The 20,805-nt window shown below is 63.3% G+C and carries 18 protein-coding genes; 9 read left to right on the forward strand and 9 right to left on the reverse strand.

Going from position 1 to position 20,805, the window contains the following annotated elements:
• Positions 1-6 precede the first annotated feature (6 nt).
• From D3227_RS22455 to D3227_RS22475, 5 genes are all read right to left on the reverse strand, one after another.
• Positions 7-1,146 carry an ABC transporter ATP-binding protein gene (locus D3227_RS22455; RefSeq protein WP_120016479.1) on the reverse strand — a complete coding sequence of 380 codons (1,140 nt, stop codon included), beginning with the start codon at positions 1,144-1,146 and terminating at the stop codon, positions 7-9.
• A 76-nt stretch (positions 1,147-1,222) separates the two neighbouring features.
• Positions 1,223-2,320, reverse strand: coding sequence for a polyamine ABC transporter substrate-binding protein (locus tag D3227_RS22460; RefSeq protein ID WP_120016480.1), 1,098 nt, complete (start codon positions 2,318-2,320; stop codon positions 1,223-1,225).
• 361 nt (positions 2,321-2,681) lie between these two features.
• Positions 2,682-3,632, reverse strand: coding sequence for a DMT family transporter (locus D3227_RS22465; protein WP_120016481.1), 951 nt, complete (start codon positions 3,630-3,632; stop codon positions 2,682-2,684).
• 146 nt (positions 3,633-3,778) lie between these two features.
• Positions 3,779-5,227 (reverse strand): helix-turn-helix domain-containing protein, encoded by a 1,449-nt coding sequence (locus D3227_RS22470; protein ID WP_120016482.1) that lies wholly within the window; start codon positions 5,225-5,227, stop codon positions 3,779-3,781.
• A 24-nt stretch (positions 5,228-5,251) separates the two neighbouring features.
• Complete coding sequence (locus tag D3227_RS22475; RefSeq protein ID WP_147377655.1) at positions 5,252-5,548, reverse strand: hypothetical protein; 297 nt, start codon at positions 5,546-5,548, stop codon at positions 5,252-5,254.
• Positions 5,549-5,871: 323 nt separating this feature from the next.
• Between D3227_RS22475 and aceA the strand changes: the two genes are divergently transcribed.
• The 3 genes from aceA to D3227_RS22490 all read left to right on the forward strand — a co-directional run bounded on the left by aceA (position 5,872) and on the right by D3227_RS22490 (position 8,168).
• Positions 5,872-7,161 (forward strand): isocitrate lyase, encoded by a 1,290-nt coding sequence (aceA, locus tag D3227_RS22480; protein ID WP_120016484.1) that lies wholly within the window; start codon positions 5,872-5,874, stop codon positions 7,159-7,161.
• A gap of 59 nt (positions 7,162-7,220) precedes the next feature.
• The gene (locus D3227_RS22485; RefSeq protein ID WP_006202762.1) at positions 7,221-7,463 is read left to right on the forward strand and encodes an SMc00767 family acetate metabolism repressor; all 243 of its coding nucleotides are present in this window, start codon (positions 7,221-7,223) and stop codon (positions 7,461-7,463) included.
• Between the two features lie 243 nt (positions 7,464-7,706).
• On the forward strand, positions 7,707-8,168 hold the full coding sequence (locus D3227_RS22490; protein WP_120016485.1) for a DNA-binding transcriptional response regulator: 462 nt from the start codon (positions 7,707-7,709) through the stop codon (positions 8,166-8,168).
• A gap of 42 nt (positions 8,169-8,210) precedes the next feature.
• On the opposite strand, the gene D3227_RS22495 is transcribed toward D3227_RS22490, so the two are convergent.
• On the reverse strand, positions 8,211-8,927 hold the full coding sequence (locus D3227_RS22495; RefSeq protein WP_120016486.1) for an HAD family hydrolase: 717 nt from the start codon (positions 8,925-8,927) through the stop codon (positions 8,211-8,213).
• A 157-nt stretch (positions 8,928-9,084) separates the two neighbouring features.
• Between D3227_RS22495 and D3227_RS22500 the strand changes: the two genes are divergently transcribed.
• The 3 genes from D3227_RS22500 to D3227_RS22510 all read left to right on the forward strand — a co-directional run bounded on the left by D3227_RS22500 (position 9,085) and on the right by D3227_RS22510 (position 12,960).
• The gene (locus D3227_RS22500) at positions 9,085-10,521 is read left to right on the forward strand and encodes a glutamine synthetase family protein (protein ID WP_167480800.1); all 1,437 of its coding nucleotides are present in this window, start codon (positions 9,085-9,087) and stop codon (positions 10,519-10,521) included.
• A 6-nt stretch (positions 10,522-10,527) separates the two neighbouring features.
• Positions 10,528-11,814, forward strand: a complete 1,287-nt coding sequence (locus D3227_RS22505) for an NAD(P)/FAD-dependent oxidoreductase (protein ID WP_120016487.1) — start codon at positions 10,528-10,530, stop codon at positions 11,812-11,814.
• Between the two features lie 264 nt (positions 11,815-12,078).
• Positions 12,079-12,960: an SH3 domain-containing protein gene (locus D3227_RS22510; RefSeq protein ID WP_120016488.1), complete on the forward strand. Its 882-nt coding sequence runs from the start codon at positions 12,079-12,081 to the stop codon at positions 12,958-12,960.
• 26 nt (positions 12,961-12,986) lie between these two features.
• Here D3227_RS22510 and D3227_RS22515 read toward each other — a convergent pair whose 3' ends face one another.
• Both D3227_RS22515 and D3227_RS22520 read right to left on the reverse strand, forming a co-directional pair.
• Positions 12,987-13,865 (reverse strand): UDP-N-acetylmuramoyl-tripeptide--D-alanyl-D-alanine ligase, encoded by an 879-nt coding sequence (locus D3227_RS22515; RefSeq protein ID WP_120016489.1) that lies wholly within the window; start codon positions 13,863-13,865, stop codon positions 12,987-12,989.
• An 85-nt stretch (positions 13,866-13,950) separates the two neighbouring features.
• Positions 13,951-14,697: an SDR family oxidoreductase gene (locus tag D3227_RS22520; RefSeq protein ID WP_120016519.1), complete on the reverse strand. Its 747-nt coding sequence runs from the start codon at positions 14,695-14,697 to the stop codon at positions 13,951-13,953.
• Positions 14,698-14,971: 274 nt separating this feature from the next.
• Between D3227_RS22520 and zwf the strand changes: the two genes are divergently transcribed.
• The 3 genes from zwf (at position 14,972) to edd (ending at position 19,033) form a co-directional block, all read left to right on the forward strand.
• Complete coding sequence (zwf, locus tag D3227_RS22525) at positions 14,972-16,441, forward strand: glucose-6-phosphate dehydrogenase (RefSeq protein ID WP_120016490.1); 1,470 nt, start codon at positions 14,972-14,974, stop codon at positions 16,439-16,441.
• Positions 16,423-17,139, forward strand: a complete 717-nt coding sequence (pgl, locus tag D3227_RS22530) for a 6-phosphogluconolactonase (protein ID WP_120016491.1) — start codon at positions 16,423-16,425, stop codon at positions 17,137-17,139. Before zwf ends, pgl begins: the two co-directional genes overlap by 19 nt.
• A 70-nt stretch (positions 17,140-17,209) precedes the next feature.
• Positions 17,210-19,033, forward strand: a complete 1,824-nt coding sequence (gene edd, locus D3227_RS22535) for a phosphogluconate dehydratase (protein WP_120016492.1) — start codon at positions 17,210-17,212, stop codon at positions 19,031-19,033.
• Between the two features lie 70 nt (positions 19,034-19,103).
• Here the strand turns inward: edd and D3227_RS22540 are convergent, their stop codons facing one another.
• The gene (locus D3227_RS22540) at positions 19,104-20,768 is read right to left on the reverse strand and encodes a vWA domain-containing protein (protein ID WP_120016493.1); all 1,665 of its coding nucleotides are present in this window, start codon (positions 20,766-20,768) and stop codon (positions 19,104-19,106) included.
• Positions 20,769-20,805 lie beyond the last annotated feature (37 nt).

Genomic DNA, 20,805 nt, shown 5'->3' on the forward strand with positions numbered 1-20,805 from the left:
CGCCCCCTACCGTGTCAGCACGACGCCGGCATCGGACCGGAAAGAAACCCAGGCGCGGTCGTTCCAGCTCAGCGGATCTTCGGTGACGCGTGCCGCATTCATCGTACTCGCCCGCACCATCTGCCCGTCGTCCAGCCTGACGTGATAGACCGTCATGTCGCCGAGATAGGCGATGTCGTAGACTTCGCCTTCGAGCGCATTGATCGCGTCGGCCGGTTTCTTCGACGAGATCTTGATCTTCTCCGGCCTGATGGCGAAGACGATGTCGGCGCCGGCCGCGGCATCGCCGGCGTTCTCGACGACGATCTGGGCTCCGGTGGCACCCGAGATGCGGGTTGTCTTTGCCGTCCGCTCGGCAACCTTGCCCTCGAACATGTTCACGTTGCCGACGAAGTGGGCGACAAAGCGCGAGGCAGGCGCCTCATAGACTTCGGGCGGCGTCGCCACTTGCATCACCTCGCCCTTGTCGAGGATGGCGATGCGGTCGGCCATGGTCATCGCTTCCTCCTGGTCGTGGGTGACGACGACGAAGGTCAGACCAAGCTTCTGCTGCAGGTCCATCAGCTCGAACTGCGTTTCCTCGCGCAGCTTCTTGTCCAGCGCGCCGAGCGGCTCGTCGAGCAGCAAGACTTTCGGCCGCTTGGCGACCGAGCGGGCGAGCGCCACGCGCTGGCGCTGGCCGCCCGACAATTGGTGCGGCTTGCGCTTGGCGAACTGCTCGAGCTTGACCAGCTTCAGCATCTCGGCGACGCGCGCGGCGATCTCGGGCTTCGGCATACCGTCCTGCTTGAGGCCGAAGGCGATGTTGTTCTCGACCGTCATGTGCGGGAACAGCGCATAGGACTGGAACATCATGTTGACCGGCCGGCGGTAGGGCGGGATGCCGCGCAAATCCTGGCCGTCGAGCAGAATGCGGCCGGCGGTCGGTTCCTCGAAGCCGGCAAGCATCCTGAGCAGCGTCGACTTTCCGCAGCCCGAGGCGCCGAGCAGGGCGAAGAACTCGCGCTCGAAAATGGTCAGCGACAGATTGTTGACGGCGGTGAAGTCGCCGAACTTCTTGGTGACATTGTCGAACTGGATATACGGCTTGGCGTTCGGATCATTCCATGGCGCGAAATCCCTGCGGATGCTGCCAAGCGATTTCATATCCCCACTCCGTCTGCTGCGTTCCCCGAAAAAGATTTGACCCCGGCAGCTGGCTGCCGGGGTCGTGTCTAATCGCCTACTGGCCGGTGACGATCTTGGTCCAGGTGCGCGTGATCAGGCGCTGGGTCTTCGGATCGTAAGGCTGGACGGTATACAGTTTCTGCAAGGTCGCCGCGTCCGGATAGATCGCCGGATCTTCGAGCACCGCCTTGTCGATGAACTGCTGCGAGGCCTTGTTGCCGTTGGCGTACAGCACATAGTTCGACGATTTGGCGATCACTTCGGGCTTCATCATGTAGTTGAGGAATTCGAGCGCCTCGGCGACATGCGGCGCATCGGCCGGTATCGCCATCTGGTCGAACCACATCTGGGCGCCCTCCTTAGGCACCGAATAGCCGATTTCGACGCCCTGCTTGGCTTCGACGGCGCGGTTGCGGGCCTGGAAGACGTCGCCCGACCAGCCGACCGCTAGGCAGATATCGCCATTGGCGAGCGCGTTGATGTATTCGGACGAGTGGAACTTTCTGATGTAGGGCCGGATCTTCAGCAGTGTCTCCTCGGCCTTGGAGATGTCGTCGGGCGAGGTGCTGTTCGGATCGAGACCGAGATATTTCAGCGCCGCCGGAATGATGTCGGCCGGCGAATCCAGCACGTAGACACCACAATCCTTCAGTTTGGCCAGGCTTTCCGGGTTGAAGAACGTGTCCCAGCTGTCGATCTTGTCGGTGCCGAGCGCTGCCTGCACCTTCTTGATGTTATAGCCGATGCCGACGGTGCCCCACATGTAGTTTATCGAATACTCGTTGCCGGGATCATATTTGGCGGTCCGCTCCAGAACGGTATCCCACATGTTGGAGATGTTCGGCAGCTTCGACTTGTCGAGCTTTTGGAACACACCGGCCTGGATCTGGCGGGCGAGGAAGTTGCCGCTGGGCACGACGACGTCATAGCCGCTGCCACCGGCCAGGAGCTTGGTTTCAAGGATCTCGTTGGAATCGAAGGTGTCGTAGACGACCTTGATACCGGTTTCCTTGGTGAAGTCGTCGATGATCGAACTGTCGATATAGTCGGACCAGTTGAAGACGTTGACGACGCGGTCCTCGGCATGACCGCCAATGGTGAAAAGTGTCACAAATGCCGAAGTCGCCGAAAGCCAGAGCGCTTTGCGGATCATGCTATTCTCCTTTGGTGAGTGTTCCATCGCCAGTCCGTCGCGGCATCCGCACGGCTGGGCTTTTGCTTCAGATTGTTGGGCTTGCCGGAGAGCGGCAAGCCAGAGTTGGCGCAGCAGGCCTGGCTCGATGTCCGATCGAAGGGTGAGCTTGCGTACCCGTGCCATGATCTTGAGGGCGTTTGGCCGCCGTCAGAAGCTTTCGCCACGGCGCGGGCAGGGATACGACGATGTTGTCCGGTCTCGATCGGACCGGCGGAGACACTTGGCAAGATGCGCCTGTCTTGTTGTTGCCGTGGCCGCAACCTGCCCGCGCCGCAACACCATTGTCAATGGCAAACGCGTGCGCTGGATCGATGCCTCATCAATTAGGCGATGGCAGGCCAGTGACGCCCGGCCGCTCGGGTCGCGCCTGACGCTTGAACTCGAGCCCGATATGGACGAGCAGCGCCGTGACGACGACCGTACCGCCGACGATGGTGCGCGCCGACGGCACCTCGGAATGCACCAGCCAGACCCAAATCGGGCCGAGGATCGGCTCGAACGTGCCGAGCAGGGCGGCGATCGCCGCCGGAACAAGTCGGGCGCCGGTGGCGAAGAAGGCAAGGCCGACGCCGAGATTGATCACGCCAAAGACAAACAGAAAACCCATGTCGTGGCTGGAAACGGCGAATGCCGATGCCTGAGACGCGGCGAAGGCGCCGGCCAGCAGCGTGCCAAGGCAAGTCGCCGGCGTCATGCGCACATAGGCAAAGCGCCGGGTGATGACAGTGGCGATGGAGAACACGCAGGCGATGAGCAGCGCCAAACTGTCGCCGATGGGAGACACGGTGCCGCCAAGCGATTCCGACACCATGATGGCGACGCCGGCAATGACGGCGGCGATTGCCAGCCAGGTCGCCCTGGCCACTCGCTCGCGAAACAGCAGCCAGGCAAGCAGCGCAGCCAGCAGCGGCACGCCGGCCTGCATCAACAGGATGTTGGCGACTGTGGTGTGGGCCAACGCGACGATGAACGAGGTCGATGCGATGGCGAAGCAGAAGGCGACGGCCAGGCCAGGCAGGCCCATGTCGCGAAACAATTTCAGCATGCCGCGCCAGCCGTCGCGCCAGGCCATGAACGCGATGAGAAAGGCGGCGGCCCAGGCCGAGCGCCAGAACACAATCGTCCAGTTGTCGGTGATGTCGATGAACCGCGCGATGGTGCCGCCAAAACTCCACATCAGCGCCGACAGGAACACCAGAAGCATGCCGATGCGTTCCTCGCGTGGCGAGACGACCGGCGAAGAAGCAATTGGCAATGCGGTATCGGTCATGGTTGCCACTGTCGGCGATTTTCAGGGCGGCACGATGCGCGATGGACGACAGAAACGTGCTTCAATTGCGTAGGGCAAAGACGAAGGTTGGGCGAGGTCCACCGATTGGCGGCGGTTGTGACAACGGAATGCCGTCGCGAACCGCCTCACTGAAAATCGAAAGCGCTCAGGCCCGTCACCATCTCGTCGAGACCGAGCGGGCGTGTCACCGGCGGCTCGGCGCGAGCCAGGCAGCCGATGCGTTCGCAGAGCCGACAGGCGGGGCCGACCGGCGTGGCTGGGGCAGCGCTCTGCCCGGCCTTGCCGCTTAAGGCTGGCCCCGGAAGGGCCGCGCCATAGACGATCTCGTCGCGAAAACCGATATCGCAGGCCAGGAGTAGCGCGGTGCGCCGCGGGCGTTCCGAGAACGAGCCTTGCGGGCCTTCCAGCGTGCGGGCGATGCAGAGAAATTCGGCGCCGTCGGGCATCTCCACCGCCTCGACAAGGATCTGGCCCGGCAGCGTGAAGGCGGCGTGGACGGGAAGCTTTGGGCAGCCGCCGCCGAAACGGCTTTGCGGAAAGCCCTGGCTGCCCGCCTTGCGGAAGCGGTTGCCGGCATTGTCGACCTCGAGCATGAAGAACGGCACCCCTGAGGCGCCCGGCCGCTGCAGCATGGTCAGCCGGTTCGCCGCCTGTTCGAAGGACACGCCGAAACGCGAACGCAGCACGTCGACGTCGTAGCGGGCGCGCACCGCCGCCGAATGGAAGGCCTGATAGGGCATCATCAAGGCATGCGCCGCATAGCGGCCAAGCTCGAAGCGGGCGAGCCGGCGGGCCTCGTCGGTGGTCAGCTTCAAGCCTTGAATCTCGCCGGCGACCGCCACCGTCATGCGGATCAGGCAAGCCTCCATCGCCACTTCGCGCAACTGGTCGAACGGCGACAGCCGCTCGGACAGGAACAGGCGCTGCGAATGGCGATCGTAGCGGCGGCGCCAGTTCGGCATGGTGGCGACCGGCAGCACCTTGACCACGATGCCATATTCGCGCTTCAGCCAGGCCTTCAGCGCGCCGAACAGGTCGTCGCCCGGATCGAGCAGCGCGGTGAAGGCCTCGGCCTCCTCCTCGAGCGCGGAAAAGTGGTTCGGCCGGCGTTCGAAAATCTCGTGCACCTCGTCGACCGGCAGACGGGCGCCGGAGAGCGCGGTGGCCCGGCCTTCGCGTGCCAGAAGTTCGCTGAGATCAGAAAGCCGCTCGGCCTGCTCGCGATAGGCGCGGAAAAGCTTGATCATCGCCGCCGAGGCGTTGGGGGCGGCCTCGGCCAGCTCGATCAATTCCTGATCACCGGGCAGTTCGCCTGAAAGCAGCGGATCGCCGAACACTTCCTTCAAGGCCGATATCGACCCCCTCGCCTCGCCCTGCAATTCATGCGGATCGACCTTGTAGACGGACGCCAGCCTCAGGATCAGCTGGACCGTCAGCGGCCGCTGGTTGCGCTCGATGAGGTTGAGGTAGGAGGGCGAGATACCCAGACCTTCGGCCATCGCCGTCTGGGTCAGGCCCTTGGCGTTGCGGATGCGGCGGATGCGCGGCCCGGCGAAGATTTTCTGGTCGGCCATGGATTTGTTGCCCCAAATCCTGACTCAGGCTCGACCAAGCCAGTAGACGACAAGGAACACTGCTGCCGCCAATCCATAGATTGCACCTGCTTTTGCCAGTCTGGATCGCGACTTACGGTATTCAAACAAAGAAGCAACGAGCAGCCCCGTTGAAGTCAACGTGACAAGGGCTTCCACCGCATGGCGCATCTCAGGCCTTTGGATAGCGAACACAGCCAGGAATGCGGTGGTCGCTGACTGGATGAGGCAAAATGAAACCACCAGATCAAGCCCAGGCGGCCTCGAAGCCCTCAGGAAGTCAGCATCGACAGATGCAAACATAGTTTGCGGCCTCCGAAATGCGCTGATTGCCCACCCGAAAGGAGCGCCTGCCGCTAGAACGAGCCAAAACATCAGAGCGTCCCTTTAGTCGATAAATTTACCAAATGGCTGACCACTCCCACGACCCCCAAATTTGACATTCTTTACAATTTTACTGCACTGACTTGTCAAACACAACACAGGTTTTCCTCAATTTTTCGGCCATTGCGGCGGTTTTTCTCGCGCATTTCGCGCCGCAATGTAAAAGATGTCATACACAGGCGGCGCAGAAACTACCACGGCGCGGCGTCTCGAAACCAGCATCTGACGATTTGGAGTGACCAATGACCGATTTTTACAATCTCGTCCCATCCGCGCCCGAAGGCCGCTTCGACGGCATCGAACGGCCCTATTCACCGGAGGATGTGAAGCGGTTGCGCGGTTCGGTCCAGATCCGCCAGAGCCTCGCCGAAATGGGCGCCAACCGGTTGTGGAAACTCATCCACGAGGAGGATTTCGTCAATGCGCTCGGCGCCATGTCGGGCAACCAGGCCATGCAGCAGGTTCGCGCCGGGCTGAAGGCGATCTATCTGTCGGGATGGCAGGTCGCGGCCGACGCCAACACCGCGTCGGCGATGTATCCGGACCAGTCGCTCTATCCCGCTAATGCAGCACCCGAACTCGTCAAGCGCATCAACCGCACTCTTCAGCGCGCCGACCAGATCGAGACCTCCGAAGGCAAGGGGCTTTCGGTCGACACCTGGTTCGCGCCGATCGTCGCCGACGCGGAAGCCGGCTTCGGCGGACCTCTCAATGCCTTCGAGATCATGAAGGCCTTCATCGAGGCGGGTGCTGCCGGCGTCCACTATGAGGACCAGTTGGCATCGGAAAAGAAGTGCGGCCATCTCGGCGGCAAGGTGCTGATCCCGACCGCGGCGCATATCCGCAATCTCAATGCGGCTCGCCTGGCGGCCGATGTCATGGGCACGCCGACGCTGGTCGTCGCGCGCACCGACGCCGAAGCTGCAAAGCTTTTGACCTCGGACATCGACGAGCGCGACCAGCCGTTTGTCGACTACGATGCCGGCCGCACGGTGGAAGGTTTCTATCACGTCAGGAACGGCATCGAGCCCTGCATCGCGCGGGCCATCGCCTACGCGCCTTACGCGGACCTGATCTGGTGCGAGACCTCGAAGCCCGACCTGGCCCAGGCCAAGAAGTTCGCCGACGGCGTGCGCAAGCATCACCCGGGCAAGCTGCTCGCCTATAATTGCTCGCCGTCGTTCAACTGGAAGAAGAACCTCGACGACGCGACCATCGCCAAATTCCAGCGGGAACTCGGCGCCATGGGCTACAAGTTCCAGTTCATCACGCTGGCCGGTTTCCACCAGCTCAATTTCGGCATGTTCGAACTGGCTCGCGGCTACAAGGCGCGGCAGATGGCGGCCTATTCGGAATTGCAGGAGGCCGAGTTTGCGGCGGAGGTCCACGGCTACACCGCGACCAAGCACCAGCGCGAGGTCGGCACCGGCTATTTCGACGCCGTGTCGATGGCGATCACCGGTGGCCAATCTTCAACGACGGCCATGCATGAATCGACCGAGCACGCCCAGTTCAAGCCAGCAGCGGAATAACAAGGCAAGACAACCAGAGGAAACGCCCGAGAGGGCAAAGGATAAGAAGGAGAAGACCAATGGCATCGATAAGCCGCGTCAAGGAACGAGCCGAAGAACAGTCGACCACGATGAGCGTCGACCAGCAGGCGACCATCCGCATGCTGGCCAATGATTTGCACAGGCTCAACCAGTCGGTCATGAAGGCGGTCGAAGCCGGCGTCTCGGTCGAGCTCGTGCGTTCGGCTCGGCACCATGGCGGCGACGGCAACTGGGGTGACCTTCTGATCCCGGTGATCGTCACCCAGCAGAGCCACGGCTGACCAAATCCTCAGCGCGCTCGCTTCGCGGGCGTGCTTCGGCGAATGCAGTCTCGCCCGCGCGGTTACGCGCGGGCGACTTTCGTTCTGGCACTACTGCCAGGAATAGAACTTGCACTAAATTTTAGCTTTTCTTGCAATATTGTAGATGCCTGCCGTTTCAGCTTGACACCGGCATTGATCTCACGCCATTTGTGTCGCAAGTTTCAACCCTGCATTGAAACAGAGATGAGTGCCCGCCCGCCCATGTCCCCTTTGAATCGCGAGACCAGGACTGTAAAACACCTCAATCTGTCGGAACGCGGCGCGAGCATCGAGATGGTAACGGACTTCTCACAGGTGCTCGTCGTTGGGAAATCACCGATCAACCGGGTCGTGGTTTCGAAAATCGTCGAGAAATCCGGGCTCAAGCCGATCTCGGAATCGCCCGAGACGGCGGCGAAGGCGCTGCGTTCGCTCATCCCCGGCGCGATCGTGCTGGATGGCGGAGCCGACAACAAGGACTGCGACATGCTGCTGTCCGGCATCGATGCGCTGCGGCGCACGTCGGGCAGGGCACTACCCTCGGTGGTCCTGCTTTCAACCAAAAATGGCACGCCGGAGAGCCTGGGCCTGTCGAGCGTCATCGACGTCGTGGTCGCCAAGCCGATTACACCCGAGAGACTGCAACCGGTGATCGACCGGTTGATCGGATTGTGCCGCAGCTGACGGCTTGAATTTGCGGCGGCCGGTTCAATGGCGGCGACGCCATCAGCCTGACGTCGTGATGCTCTCGACCAGGGCGGGCAGTTCGCCGAGATCGGCGATCTGGCGAAAGCGCGGCGCGGCCGCCGGCGGCTCGACATGTTCGAGCACCCAGGTTAATTCATGCGGCACGTGGATGCCCCAGCTGCCGGCCTCGATGGCCGGCACCACATCGGACTTCAGCGAGTTGCCGACCATCATGCTCTTCTCAGGACCGTCGCCATGGCGGCCGAAGATCCTGGTGTAGGTGGCAGCGCTCTTGTCGCTAACGATCTCGACGGCATCGAACAGATCGCCCAGACCCGATTGTGCCAGCTTGCGCTCCTGGTCGAAGAGATCGCCCTTGGTGATCAGCACCAGGCGATAGGCGCCGGCAAGTCTCTCTACCGTCTCGCGCGCATGGGGAAGCGGCTCGATCGGGTGACTGAGCATGTCGCGGCCGGCGGCGAGGATTTCAGCAATGACGGGCCCCGGCACGCGGCCCTCGGTGATTTCGATCGCCGTCTCGATCATCGACAAGGTGAACCCCTTGATGCCGAAACCGTAGACGCCAAGGTTGCGCCTCTCGGCCTCCAGCAGTCTCGCCGAAATGTGCGCGGCCTCGCCGTGATCGGCGAGCAGCCCCGCGAAGCGCTTCTCGGTCATGCGGAAGAACTGCTCGTTCTGCCACAGCGTGTCGTCGGCATCGAAGCCGATCGTGGTCAATTTTGGACTGTCTTGCATTCGACGCCTTCCACCTGGGACCGCCCGAGTCTGCGGGTCGCCGAAACCTAAGCCGCCTGCAGCGATTTTCAACTGGCGGAGCGAACGGCAACCGGCTCCCCTTCCCTTCCATCACCGGCCCCGGCTATACTCCAAAATCCGCAACCCAATCTGGTGAATGATGCCGCCTGCGAAAAAGGAAGTCCGTCCGTCGAGCCGCGGAGGACGCGTCCGTACGCCTGCCTTTGTGAAAAACCAACGTGGCGTCAAGAACTGGAAGGAAGTCAGCGCCTGGCTGGAATGGCGCGGCATCGAAGACATCGAATGCATCACGCCGGACCAGGCCGGCGTCGCCCGCGGCAAGATGATGCCGTCGAAGAAATTCACCTCCAACACCTCGCTGGCGTTGCCTTCGGCGGTGTTCATGACGACCATTTCCGGCGGTTACCCGGAGGACGGCAACGGCTTCCACTATCCGGAGGACGACGGCGACCTCAAACTGATGCCCGACCTTTCGACACTGACCGTGGTGCCGTGGGAAGAGGATCCGACGGCCGCGGTGATCTGCGACCTCGTCCACCAGGACGGCCGCTCGGTCGAATTCACGCCGCGTAACGTGCTCAAGCGCGTGCTGGCCGCCTATGACAAGCGCGGGCTGAAGCCGGTGGTGGCGCCTGAGATCGAATTCTACCTGGTGCGCAAGAACCCCGATCCGGATTATCCGCTGACGCCGCCGGTCGGGCGCTCAGGGCGGCCTATCGGCGGTGGCGCCGGCTATTCGATCGCCGGCGTCAACGAATTCGACGAGCTGATCGACGACATCTACCATTTCTCTGAGAGCCAGGGCCTGGAGATCGACACGCTGATCCATGAGGAGGGCGCCGGTCAGCTCGAGATCAATTTGCGCCATGGCGATCCGATCGAGCTCGCCGACCAGGTCTTCATGTTCAAGCGCACCATCCGCGAGGCGGCGCTGAAGCATGAGATCTACGCCACCTTCATGGCCAAGCCGATCCAGGGCCAGCCCGGCTCGGCCATGCACATCCACCAGTCGATCATCGACAAGAAGACCGGCCGCAACGTCTTCTCGGCCGAGGACGGTTCGGAAACGGACGCCTTCTTCCACTTCATCGGCGGCATGCAGAAGCATGTGCCGAACGCGCTGGTGATGTTCGCGCCCTATGTGAATTCCTATCGCCGGCTGACGCAGGCGGCGTCGGCGCCGGTCAACAACAAATGGGGCTATGACAACCGCACCACGGCCTTCCGTGTACCGCGCTCCGATCCGGCGGCGCGGCGCGTCGAAAACCGTATCCCCTCCTCGGACGCCAATCCCTATCTGGCGCTGGCCGCGTCGCTGGCCTGCGGGCTGATCGGCATGACCAACAAGGTCAAGGCCGAGCCGCCGGTGCTGACCACCGCCAATGAAGACGAGATCGACCTGCCGCGCGGCCTGCTCGAAGCCGTCGACCTGTTCGAGGCGGACGAAGAGCTCGGCGCCCTTCTCGGCAAGTCGTTCACCGCAACCTATGCGGCGATCAAGCGGGCAGAATTCGAGACCTTCATGGAAGTGATCAGCCCGTGGGAGCGGGAGTATTTGCTGCTCAACGTCTGACCGATCATGAATTATCAATCTCCGATTTCGCCAGGGCGATCCTGGTACGAGGATACGGCTGGACCGCGGCCGGAATATCCGGCGCTGGACGGCGACCGGACATGCGACGTCGTCATTATCGGTGGCGGCTTCACCGGGCTGTCGGCGGCGGCGCATCTGGCCAAGGCAGGCAGCAATGTCGTGCTCATCGACGCGCACCGCTTTGGCGACGGCGCATCCGGCCGCAATGGCGGCCAGCTCGGCACCGGTCAGCGCGCCTGGGCCGAGGAACTGGAGGCCGAATACGGGTTTTCCCGCGCCAAAGCGCTGTTCGACCTTGCCGAAGAGGCCAAGGCGCATCTGCTCGAATTCGCTGCAGTCAACAACATCGAGATCGACTACATGCCGGGCCAGCTGTCGGTGGCGCACAAGCAGCGCTACGTCGACGACTACAAGGCGCATGCCGAGATCATGGCGACCCGCTTCAGCTATCCGCATATCGCCTTCATGAACGCCAAGGAGACGGCGGAGCGGCTGGGTTCGACCGCCTATTTCGGTGGCACGCGCGACACCGGCACAGGGCATATCCAGCCGCTGAAGCTGGTGATCGGCACGGCAAGGGTGGCGGCGGAAGCGGGCGCTCAGCTGTTCGAGCAAACGCCGTCGACCGGCATCAGCTCCAGTGGCGGCAAGGTGAGGGTCACGACACCGAAGGGCACGATCACTGCCCAGAAATGCCTGATCGGCGTCAACGCCTATGGCGGCACGCTTGAGCCGGTGAGCGCCGCGCACATCATGCCGATCGGCTCCTTCATCGGCGCTACGGTGCCGCTGGGGGTGGATTCGAAAGTCCTTCCGGGCGGCGAGGCAGTCGACGATTCCCGCTTCGTCGTGCGTTATTTCCGCCGGACCAGGGACGGCCGTCTGCTGTTCGGCGGGCGCGAGATCTATGCCGTCAACGATCCGCAGGACATCCATATCCACATCCGCCGGCAGATCTCGGAGCTCTATCCCGATTTGAAGGACGTCGAGATCACCCATGGCTGGGGCGGTTATGTCGGCATCACGGTGCCGCGCAAACCGTTTGTGCGCGAGGTGATGCCGAACGTCATCTCGGCCGGTGGCTATTCCGGCCACGGCGTCATGCTGTCCCACTTCTTCGGCAAGCTCTATGCCGAAACCGTCGCCGGCAATCGCGACCGGCTGAAGCTGATCGAGGACCTGAAGATACCGCCCTTCCCCGGCGGTCGGCGTTTTCGCACGCCGCTGCTGTTCCTGGCGCTCAACTGGTTTGCGCTGCGGGACAGGATCTAGAAAAGGCATCTCCGCGCGGAATCAGACTGTTAAGTCTGCTGTTGGCTTGCCCCAGCGACACGTTGCAGAATCCTTAACAAGTGTGCAAAATTCCCGGTTAGGGCGCACTGATGCCACAATCGCCGGCAAAAGGTATCGGTTCTGGGCTATCAAACGGGGACTTCCGCGGGCTTGCCCGCTTAGGTTTTTGGGACCGATGCCGATCGAAAGCCGTATTTCGGCGCCGATCGAAAGAACGTCGGCCCGTATGTTGGAGGTAGTGGAGTGAACGAGCCCTTCGGTTTCGGTGCGCCGGAACGGCGGCGCTTCGCCATGCAGTTCGGTTATGAGATGCGGCCCTCCTTCTGGCAGGGCGTCCGCTCGAACTCACATCTGGTGATTGCGGCCGTCGGCACCGCCGCACTGCTTGGCGTGGCGGGCGTGGCGCTGTGGTTGGCATTGCCGGCCAACGACCGGCAAGCGATCGCGAGCCCCGAGCAGACCGTTCCAGCCGTTCCGGTGAAAACAACAAAGATTGCGCCCCTGACCGCGAACACGACTGTGGCTGCGGCGGCACCGCAGGCAGCGCGCAAGGCCGATGCGGTTTCACCGGCGGTGGCGGCCAAGGAGGCCAATATCCCGGCGCTGGCGGCCAATGACCCGCGCTGGTCCGATGCGAACACGGAAGCAGCGCCTGCCCCCTCCAGCACGGCAGCCGCCGCCTCCCGGCAGGCGGCGAGCCAGCCAACGGACGATAGCGTTAAGCCGTCGGTGGCGGCCTTCGCCGAGCCGGCAGCGAAAAACAACGACGCGACGACTGCGCTGTCCGCAGTCGCCGCACCAGAGGATGCAGCGACCGACGACAGCATGGACGGCGCGCAGACCGCCGCCATTCCCACGCCAAAGCCGCAGGTCGCGGCAGCGGCCGCGGGCCAAGCTGACGACAGCCAGGCCCAGGCCAAGCCACAAAAAGCGAGCGCGGCCGCCACCGGACGTATCCTCAGGGCGGTCACGATGCGGGCCGGTCCGAAACAGAAAGCGGCCGCCATGCTCACCGTGCCAGCCAAGACTTCGGTGCAAGTCATAAGCTGCAAGAAATGGTGCCAGATCGTCTATAACGGCAAGCGCGGCTGGGTCTACAAGACCTATGTCAAGACCGGCGCCTGACTCCTTCCCGCAAGCCTCTTGTGCGGTCACCTGCCGATGAGCCGCAGGAACCGTCGCCGTCGTTTGGCTCGCTTGCGCTTCCTGACATAGTCGCGATGTTCCTCGAACGGCACCTCGAACAGGCCGCATCCTTCGCACCCTTCGCGCTTGCCACAGTTAGGAACCCAGCATTTGACATCGTGGGTCCAGGCAAGAGCAATCCTCTCCAGATGAAGTTTGGGGGAGCTTTTGAGCAGGATCAGTTCACCCTCGACGGCTGTGGCCTTGATGTGGTCCGATACCTGCTTCGGCGTGCGCAGCTCCAGGAACCGGCCGCTGTCGCGATCGGCTTGATCAGCCTTCGAGCGATGCGCGTTGTCGCCGGTATAGATCACCTGATCGGCGATCTCGCGCGCGCTCTTGTAGGCGTAGTGGTATTTTCTGGTCGAGCCCGCATAGTCTGATATCTGGCCGAGAACGATGCGCTTCCTGGCAACGGTGGCCTTGGCCATCATGTCGAGGGCGAGATTGATCGAATGCCAGGGCGCCTTGGCGGCGTCGACGAGGAAATGCGGCCCGCCCTCGGTGACGAGTACCTGGGAGCGATTTGCCAGCGGCTGTAATGTCGCCGCTCTCGCCGCCACGATCTGCGGCGGCACGCCCAGCTCCAGCGCGGTCGCAACTGCAGCGGCCGTCGGCAGCCAGAAATGCTCGCCCGGGAACAGTGTCTTGAGGGCAAGAACCTGCGTATAGGTCGGGCGATAGCCAGCCAGTATGTGCCCGAGCAGGCTGGCGGTCGTCGACTTGGCCGAACTGCCGGTTATACCGATGAAGGTTGCCTTGCTTTTCGCGCGGGCGCGCTTCGCCCTGTAGACCTTGAGCCACTGGCCCAGCGTCTCGCGAATTTTGCGCAGTTTCGCGTTCATCGCGCCGACCCCTACCCCGGACGTTTATGCCTTTCACCGGACGAACAAGTCAAACTGGAGCCGGGCAACATCCCGTCAAGCCAGCTCAGATGCAGCGCCCGCCATCGACCTCCAGCGCCACGCCGGTGATGAAGGCGGCCTCGTCCGAGGCCAGCCAGAGCGCCGCGTTGGCGATATCGAGCGGCGTCGAGAGACGGCCGAGCGGGATCGACGCGCGGAACTTCTCGCGGATCTCGGGCGTATCGGCACCCATGAATTTCTCCAGCATGCCGGTCTCGCCGGCGACTGGACAGAGGCAGTTGACGCGGATGTTCTTCGGCGCGAGTTCGACCGCCATCGACTTGGTCGCGGTGATCGCCCAGCCTTTCGATGCGTTGTACCAGGTGAGGCCGGGCCGGGGCCTGAGACCGGCCGTGGAGGCGGTGGTCAGGATGACGCCGCCGCCTTGCCGCTCCATGATCGGCACCACCGCGAGTGCCGCGTGGTAGATCGCCTTCATGTTGACGGCAGTGATCAGGTCGAAGGTCTCCTCGCTGACATCGAGCATGTCGCCGTTGCGGTGCGTGTAGCCGGCATTGTTGACCATGATGTCGATGCGGCCGAAGGCGCTCTTTGCGGCATAGACCATCTCATCGAATTCGGGCCGCAGCGAAACGTCGGTCTGGGTCCAGATCGCGGCCTTGCCGATCTCGGCGGCGACGCGTTCGGCGCCCCTGGCATTGAGGTCGGCGACAACGATTTTGGCGCCTTCTTCGGCAAAGCGCCTGGCCATGCCTTCGCCGAAGCCCGACGCCGCACCCGTGATGATGGCGACCTTGTTTTCCAGGCGCATGCTTTTCTCACCCATGTTGAAGACAACCCATTGCGCCGGCCCTCGAAAGATGTGCGGCAAACGCCAATTTCTCCTTTGGCTTTCGTCACAATCCCGCTCTATGTTGCAGGTGCGAAGGCCGCCCGGAACCATCGTCCGTCGACAGACCTCCGGCTTGTGCCAGTGTCAAGGGGCACGCTCCAGCACTTAGATGTGACACCATGGCACTGGAATATTTAAATCGATTAGATTATATCAGCCCCGTCAATGCGACCGGTGTCAAAGCGGACAGACCATGACCAGCCAGATCATTCCCGTCGATCCCTTCGACTTCATCATTTTCGGCGGCACCGGCGACCTGTCGGAACGCAAGCTCCTGCCCTCGCTCTACCATCGCCAGCGCGACCACCAGTTTTCCGAGCCGACCCGGATCATCGGCACCTCGCGCTCGAAGATGACCGACGAGGAATTCCAGGCCTTCGCCAAGCAGGCGATTTCTGATCATGTGAAACCAGCCGATATCGACGCCAAGGAGCTGAAGACCTTTCTGGCGCGGCTGTCCTATGTCTCTGCCGACGCGACCACAGGGGCCGGCTTTGACAAGCTGAAGAAGGCGATCGGCGACAGTGACCGCATCCGCGCCTTCTACCTGGCGGTGGCGCCGGCGCTGTTCGGCGACATCTCGCACAAGCTGAAAGAGCACAATTTGATCACGCCGAATTCGCGCATCGTGCTGGAGAAGCCGATCGGGCGCGACCTCGCTTCGGCACGCGCACTCAACGATTTGGTCGGCGACGATTTCCACGAAAGCCAGATCTTCCGCATCGACCACTATCTCGGCAAGGAGACGGTGCAGAACCTGATGGCGCTGCGTTTCGCCAACGCGCTCTACGAGCCGCTGTGGAACTCGGCCAATGTCGACCATGTGCAGATCACGGTCGCAGAAACGGTCGGCCTGGAAGACCGCGTCACCTATTACGACAAGGCCGGCGCGCTGCGCGACATGGTGCAGAACCACATGCTGCAGTTGCTCTGCCTTGTCGCCATGGAGGCGCCGTCCTCGATGGACGCCGACGCGGTGCGCGACGAAAAGCTGAAGGTGCTGAGGGCACTGAAGCGCGTCAACGGCAACGAGGCGCCGAAGCAAACGGTGCGCGGCCAGTATCGCGCCGGCGCCTCGGCCGGCGGGCCGGTGAAAGGCTATGTCGAGGAACTCGGCCAGGACAGCAACACCGAGACTTTCGTCGCCATCAAGGCCGAGATCGGCAACTGGCGCTGGTCGGGCGTTCCCTTCTATCTGCGGACCGGCAAAAGGCTAGCGACCCGGGTTTCGGAAATCGTCATCGAGTTCAAGCCGATCCCGCACTCGATCTTCGGCGACAGCGCCGGGCCGATCTTCGCCAACCAGCTGGTCATCCGGCTGCAGCCCGACGAAGGCGTCAAGCAGTTCATCATGATCAAGGATCCCGGTCCGGGCGGCATGCGGCTGCGCCAGATCCCGCTCGACATGAGCTTCGCGCAGTCCTTCGACGGCCGCGCGCCGGACGCCTATGAGCGGCTGATCATGGATGTCGTGCGCGGCAATCAGACGCTGTTCATGCGCCGCGACGAGGTCGAGGCGGCATGGAAGTGGATCGACCCGATCCAGAACGCCTGGGAGAGCGCCAGGCAGGAAGCGCAAGGCTATACGGCCGGCACATGGGGGCCATCGGCCTCGATTGCGCTGATCGAACGCGACGGGCGGACATGGCACGAGAGCAATTGAGCGACACCACCTTTAGCTGGAACGGCTTCACCGATCGCCCGGAACTGGCGGCGGCACTCGCCGGCCTTGTCGCGGGCCGCCTGACCAGGGCGATCGCCGAGCGCGGCACCGGCTTGCTCGCCGTCTCCGGCGGCACGACGCCGGCGAAGTTCTTCGCCGCGCTCTCTCAAATTCCGATCGCTTGGGACAAGATCACGGTGACGCTGGTCGACGAGCGTTTCGTGCCGGCCTCCTCGCCGCGCTCGAACGCCGGGCTGGTGGCCGCGAACCTACTGCAGAACGCGGCCGCGGCCGCACGTTTCGTGCCGCTCTACCATGAGGCGACAAGCATCGAGACCGCCGCGGCGTCGGACGACGCGGCATTGCAGTTGCTGCCCTGGCCGCTCGACGTCGTCGTGCTCGGCATGGGTGGCGACGGCCACACCGCCTCGTTCTTTCCCGACGCGGACGATCTGGCGACATTGCTCGACCCGTCCTCGCCAAGGATCGTTCTGCCGGTCCACGCGGCCAGTGCCGGCGAGCCTCGGCTGACGCTGTCGCTGGCGCGTATCGTCGCCGCCGGCTTCATCGCGCTCCATATAGAAGGCCAGGAAAAACGCAGCGCCTTTGAGAACGCCATGAGACCGGGCCCGCCGAGACCGATCCGCGCCGTGCTCGAGGCGGCGCCCAGGGCCGTAGAGGTTTTCTGGGCACCCTGATTTTCAACTCGCCAATGGTCCCGGCAGACGGTGGGAGGATGTTTTCCGGGACTTGAAAGGACCGACCGCCATGACAGCCAGACGCGACATCGAAGCCATCACCGAACGTATCCGCCAGCGCTCCAAGCCAGGTCGCGAACGCTATCTCGGCCGCATCGCCGAGGCCTCGAACCGCACTGCCAACCGGGCCGTGCTGTCCTGCGGCAACCTCGCGCATGGCTTTGCCGTCTGCAGCCCATCGGAAAAGCTGGCGCTCGGCGGCGACCGGGTGCCGAACCTCGGCATCATCACCTCCTACAACGACATGCTGTCGGCGCATCAGCCGTTCGAGACGTTTCCGGCGCTTATCAAGGAAGCGGCGCGCGAGGCCGGCGGCATCGCCCAGGTGGCCGGCGGCGTGCCGGCAATGTGCGACGGCGTCACGCAGGGACAGCCCGGCATGGAGCTGTCGCTGTTTTCACGCGACGTGATCGCCATGGCGGCCGCCATCGGCCTGTCGCACAACATGTTCGATGCCGCCGTCTATCTCGGCGTCTGCGACAAGATCGTGCCGGGACTGGTGATCGCGGCACTGACCTTCGGCCACCTGCCGGCGGTGTTCGTGCCGGCCGGGCCGATGACGACGGGCCTGCCCAACGACGAGAAGGCCAAGGTTCGCCAGCTCTATGCCGAGGGCAAGGCCGGGCGGGCCGAACTGCTCGAGGCCGAGTCCAAATCCTATCACGGGCCGGGCACCTGCACCTTTTACGGCACCGCCAACTCCAACCAGATGCTGATGGAGATCATGGGCCTGCATACGCCGGGCGCGTCGTTCGTCAATCCCGGCACGCCGCTGCGCGACGCGCTGACCCGCGAGGCGACGAAGCGGGCACTGGCGATCACCGCGCTCGGCAATGCCTATACGCCGGTCGGCCGCATGATCGACGAGCGCTCGATCGTCAACGGTGTCGTCGGCCTGCATACCACCGGCGGGTCGACCAACCACACCATCCATTTGATCGCCATGGCGGCGGCGGCCGGTATCGCCATTACCTGGCAGGATATTTCCGACTTGTCGGAAGCCGTGCCGCTTTTGGCGCGGGTCTATCCGAACGGCCTTGCCGACGTGAACCACTTCCACGCGGCGGGCGGGTTGGGCTTCCTGATCCGCGAGCTGCTCGACGAAGGCATCCTGCACGAGGACGTGCAGACGGTGTGGGGCGAAGGTCTCAGGCCCTATGCGGTCGAGGCCAGGCTCGGCGAAGACGGCAGCGTGGTGCGCCAGGCCTCGCCGCTGGAGAGCGGCGACGAAAAAGTGCTGGCGCCTTTCGCCAAGGCGTTCCAGCCGACCGGCGGGCTGAAGGTGCTTGCGGGCAATCTCGGCCATGCCGTCATCAAGACTTCCGCGGTGAAGCCGGAGCGGCGCCTCATCGAGGCGCCGGCCAAGGTTTTCGACAGCCAGCAGGGGCTGAACGAGGCGTTCAAGGCCGGCACTTTGACCGGCGATTTCATCGCGGTCATCCGCTTCCAGGGGCCGAAGGCCAACGGCATGCCGGAGCTGCACAAGCTGACCACCGTGCTCGGCATCCTGCAGGACCGCGGCCAGCGCGTGGCGCTGGTGACCGACGGGCGCATGTCGGGCGCGTCCGGCAAGGTGCCGGCGGCGATCCATGTGACGCCGGAGGCGGTCGAGGACGGGCCGATCGCCAGGATCCACGAGGGCGACATCATCCGCCTCGATGCCGATGCCGGCACGCTGGAAGTGCTGGTGTCGGGGACGGAGTTCGCGCTGCGCCGCACGGCGGATGCCAACCTCATCGGCAATGAATTCGGTTTCGGCCGCGAGCTGTTCGCCGGCTTCCGGCAATTGGTGGGCCGCGCCGACCATGGCGCCAGTGCCTTCGGAACCGCTTGAAGGACATCTTGTCCTCGTCGTGAAAAAAAGGGCGGCATGGTGCCGCCCTTTTTCGTTCGCCCATACGATCCTATTGCACCGTCAGTTCGGATCGCTCGCCGGCCTTGACCGTTACGGTGCCTTCCTTCGAGCTGTTGTCCGATTTCTCCGACACAACAGTATAGTCGCCCGCCGGTATCGCCGCCTGATACTTCTGGTCGTAGGCATAGCCAAGCGACTTGCGGTTGCCGTTGATGTCCTTCTCCATCTCGAAAATCTCGATCTTCGAGGCTCCGGGCGCGGTGATCGCCAGCACGCCGGCATTCAACGCAACTTTCACATCCTGAAGCTCGCCGACCTTGACGGTGAACGGCTGCTCGACCACGGCAAGATCGACCGTCGCAATCAACACATAGTCATCCGGCGGCAGATCGAACTTGCTGTCGGGCCCGTAGGAATAGGTCACCTCGTCCCTGGTTCCATCGATCTTCTTTTTCGCCTTGAGCACTTTGAAGCCGATGCCTGACGCGTCCGCCTTGTCGCCGCCCGCGGTATAATAGGCATTGGCGACGACATGGCCGACACCGGCGATCATGTCCTTTTCCACGGTCTTGCCGGCAGCCAGCGCAATCGTCTCTGAGACCGCGCCCTGTCCGATCGTGACGGTTACTTTCTCGTCGCCGGCCGGCAACACGACTTTCGTGGTCCCATAGTAAGTCGCAGGGTGATCGGCGCCTGGATAGTCGATAACGACCGCCGCGCCATCGACGACATCCGCCCCCGGGCTCGGTCGCGGATGAATGATGAGCGTGCCGGCATTCAAGGTGAAGAGCGGCGTGTAGACCTGGCCCGCCTCGATCTTGATCTTCTGCTCGACCCTGGCCTCGCCGTCCTGTGCGACGACGACGTAGTCGCCCGGCTCCAGATTGCCCTTGTAGGCCCCATATTGGGTGGTGACGGATTCACCGCGTGTGCCGTCGGACCCAGCCTTGTAGATCTCCCAGGCATTGCCGTCGGTGAGCGGATCGCCGCCTTCGGCCATGACGACGGTCGGGATGAAATTGAACTCCGGCTTGGCAGGCTCCGGCGCGGGCGCCGGCTCAGGGGCCGGAGCAGGTTCTGGCGCCGGTGCCGGCGCCGCCACCGTCTCGACCAGCGCTTCCTGCAGCGCCTTCTCGTCCGAAGCCTGGATGTACTTGCCGCCGGTGTTTTCAGCGAGGCAGGCGATCTGCTTGCCTTCGTCGGCGGTCAGCCCGAAGCCGACGACGTCGGCGGTGAAGTCGATGCCGGACGCTTCCAGCTCCTTGCCGAGTGCGCAAGGGTCGCCGCCGCAGGTTTCGAGCCCGTCGGTGATGAGAACGACGGTGGCCTTGTCCTCGGTGTATTTCAGCGCCTCGGCCGCCTGCTTGACGGCGGCGGTGAGCGGCGTCTTGCCGAGGAATTTCATGCTGTCGGCGGCGGCGGAGATCGCGCTGGCGGAGCCGGCCTGCGGCGGCACGATGAGCTCGATGTCGTCGCAGCTGCCTTTCTGGCGATGACCATAGGCCATGAAGCCGATTTCCGCGTCGGCCGGCACCGACTGCAGCACGGTGCGCAGCGATTCACGCGCGATTTCGAGCTTCGGCTTGCCGTCGATCTGGGCCCACATGGAGCCTGACGCATCGAGAACGATGATGACCTTGCCGGCGGCAAAGCCGAGCGAAGTCATCGACAAAAGGAGGACCGCCGCAGCGACGCTCCGCAAAAATCCCGCCATCAAAATCTCCTGAGATCGCCCCTCTGGTCCGCGCCGG

Origin of the sequence: Mesorhizobium waimense, from assembly GCF_003601975.1 — a bacterium.
Classification (GTDB): domain Bacteria; phylum Pseudomonadota; class Alphaproteobacteria; order Rhizobiales; family Rhizobiaceae; genus Mesorhizobium; species Mesorhizobium waimense.

Coding starts and splice junctions, on each gene's coding strand:
- D3227_RS22455 (WP_120016479.1), bottom strand. CDS start 1,146: ATGAAATCGCTTGGCAGCATCCGCAGGGATTTCGCGCCATGGAATGAT.
- D3227_RS22460 (WP_120016480.1), bottom strand. CDS start 2,320: ATGATCCGCAAAGCGCTCTGGCTTTCGGCGACTTCGGCATTTGTGACA.
- D3227_RS22465 (WP_120016481.1), bottom strand. CDS start 3,632: ATGACCGATACCGCATTGCCAATTGCTTCTTCGCCGGTCGTCTCGCCA.
- D3227_RS22470 (WP_120016482.1), bottom strand. CDS start 5,227: ATGGCCGACCAGAAAATCTTCGCCGGGCCGCGCATCCGCCGCATCCGC.
- D3227_RS22475 (WP_147377655.1), bottom strand. CDS start 5,548: ATGTTTGCATCTGTCGATGCTGACTTCCTGAGGGCTTCGAGGCCGCCT.
- aceA (WP_120016484.1), top strand. CDS start 5,872: ATGACCGATTTTTACAATCTCGTCCCATCCGCGCCCGAAGGCCGCTTC.
- D3227_RS22485 (WP_006202762.1), top strand. CDS start 7,221: ATGGCATCGATAAGCCGCGTCAAGGAACGAGCCGAAGAACAGTCGACC.
- D3227_RS22490 (WP_120016485.1), top strand. CDS start 7,707: ATGTCCCCTTTGAATCGCGAGACCAGGACTGTAAAACACCTCAATCTG.
- D3227_RS22495 (WP_120016486.1), bottom strand. CDS start 8,927: ATGCAAGACAGTCCAAAATTGACCACGATCGGCTTCGATGCCGACGAC.
- D3227_RS22500 (WP_167480800.1), top strand. CDS start 9,085: ATGATGCCGCCTGCGAAAAAGGAAGTCCGTCCGTCGAGCCGCGGAGGA.
- D3227_RS22505 (WP_120016487.1), top strand. CDS start 10,528: ATGAATTATCAATCTCCGATTTCGCCAGGGCGATCCTGGTACGAGGAT.
- D3227_RS22515 (WP_120016489.1), bottom strand. CDS start 13,865: ATGAACGCGAAACTGCGCAAAATTCGCGAGACGCTGGGCCAGTGGCTC.
- D3227_RS22520 (WP_120016519.1), bottom strand. CDS start 14,697: ATGCGCCTGGAAAACAAGGTCGCCATCATCACGGGTGCGGCGTCGGGC.
- zwf (WP_120016490.1), top strand. CDS start 14,972: ATGACCAGCCAGATCATTCCCGTCGATCCCTTCGACTTCATCATTTTC.
- pgl (WP_120016491.1), top strand. CDS start 16,423: ATGGCACGAGAGCAATTGAGCGACACCACCTTTAGCTGGAACGGCTTC.
- edd (WP_120016492.1), top strand. CDS start 17,210: ATGACAGCCAGACGCGACATCGAAGCCATCACCGAACGTATCCGCCAG.
- D3227_RS22540 (WP_120016493.1), bottom strand. CDS start 20,768: ATGGCGGGATTTTTGCGGAGCGTCGCTGCGGCGGTCCTCCTTTTGTCG.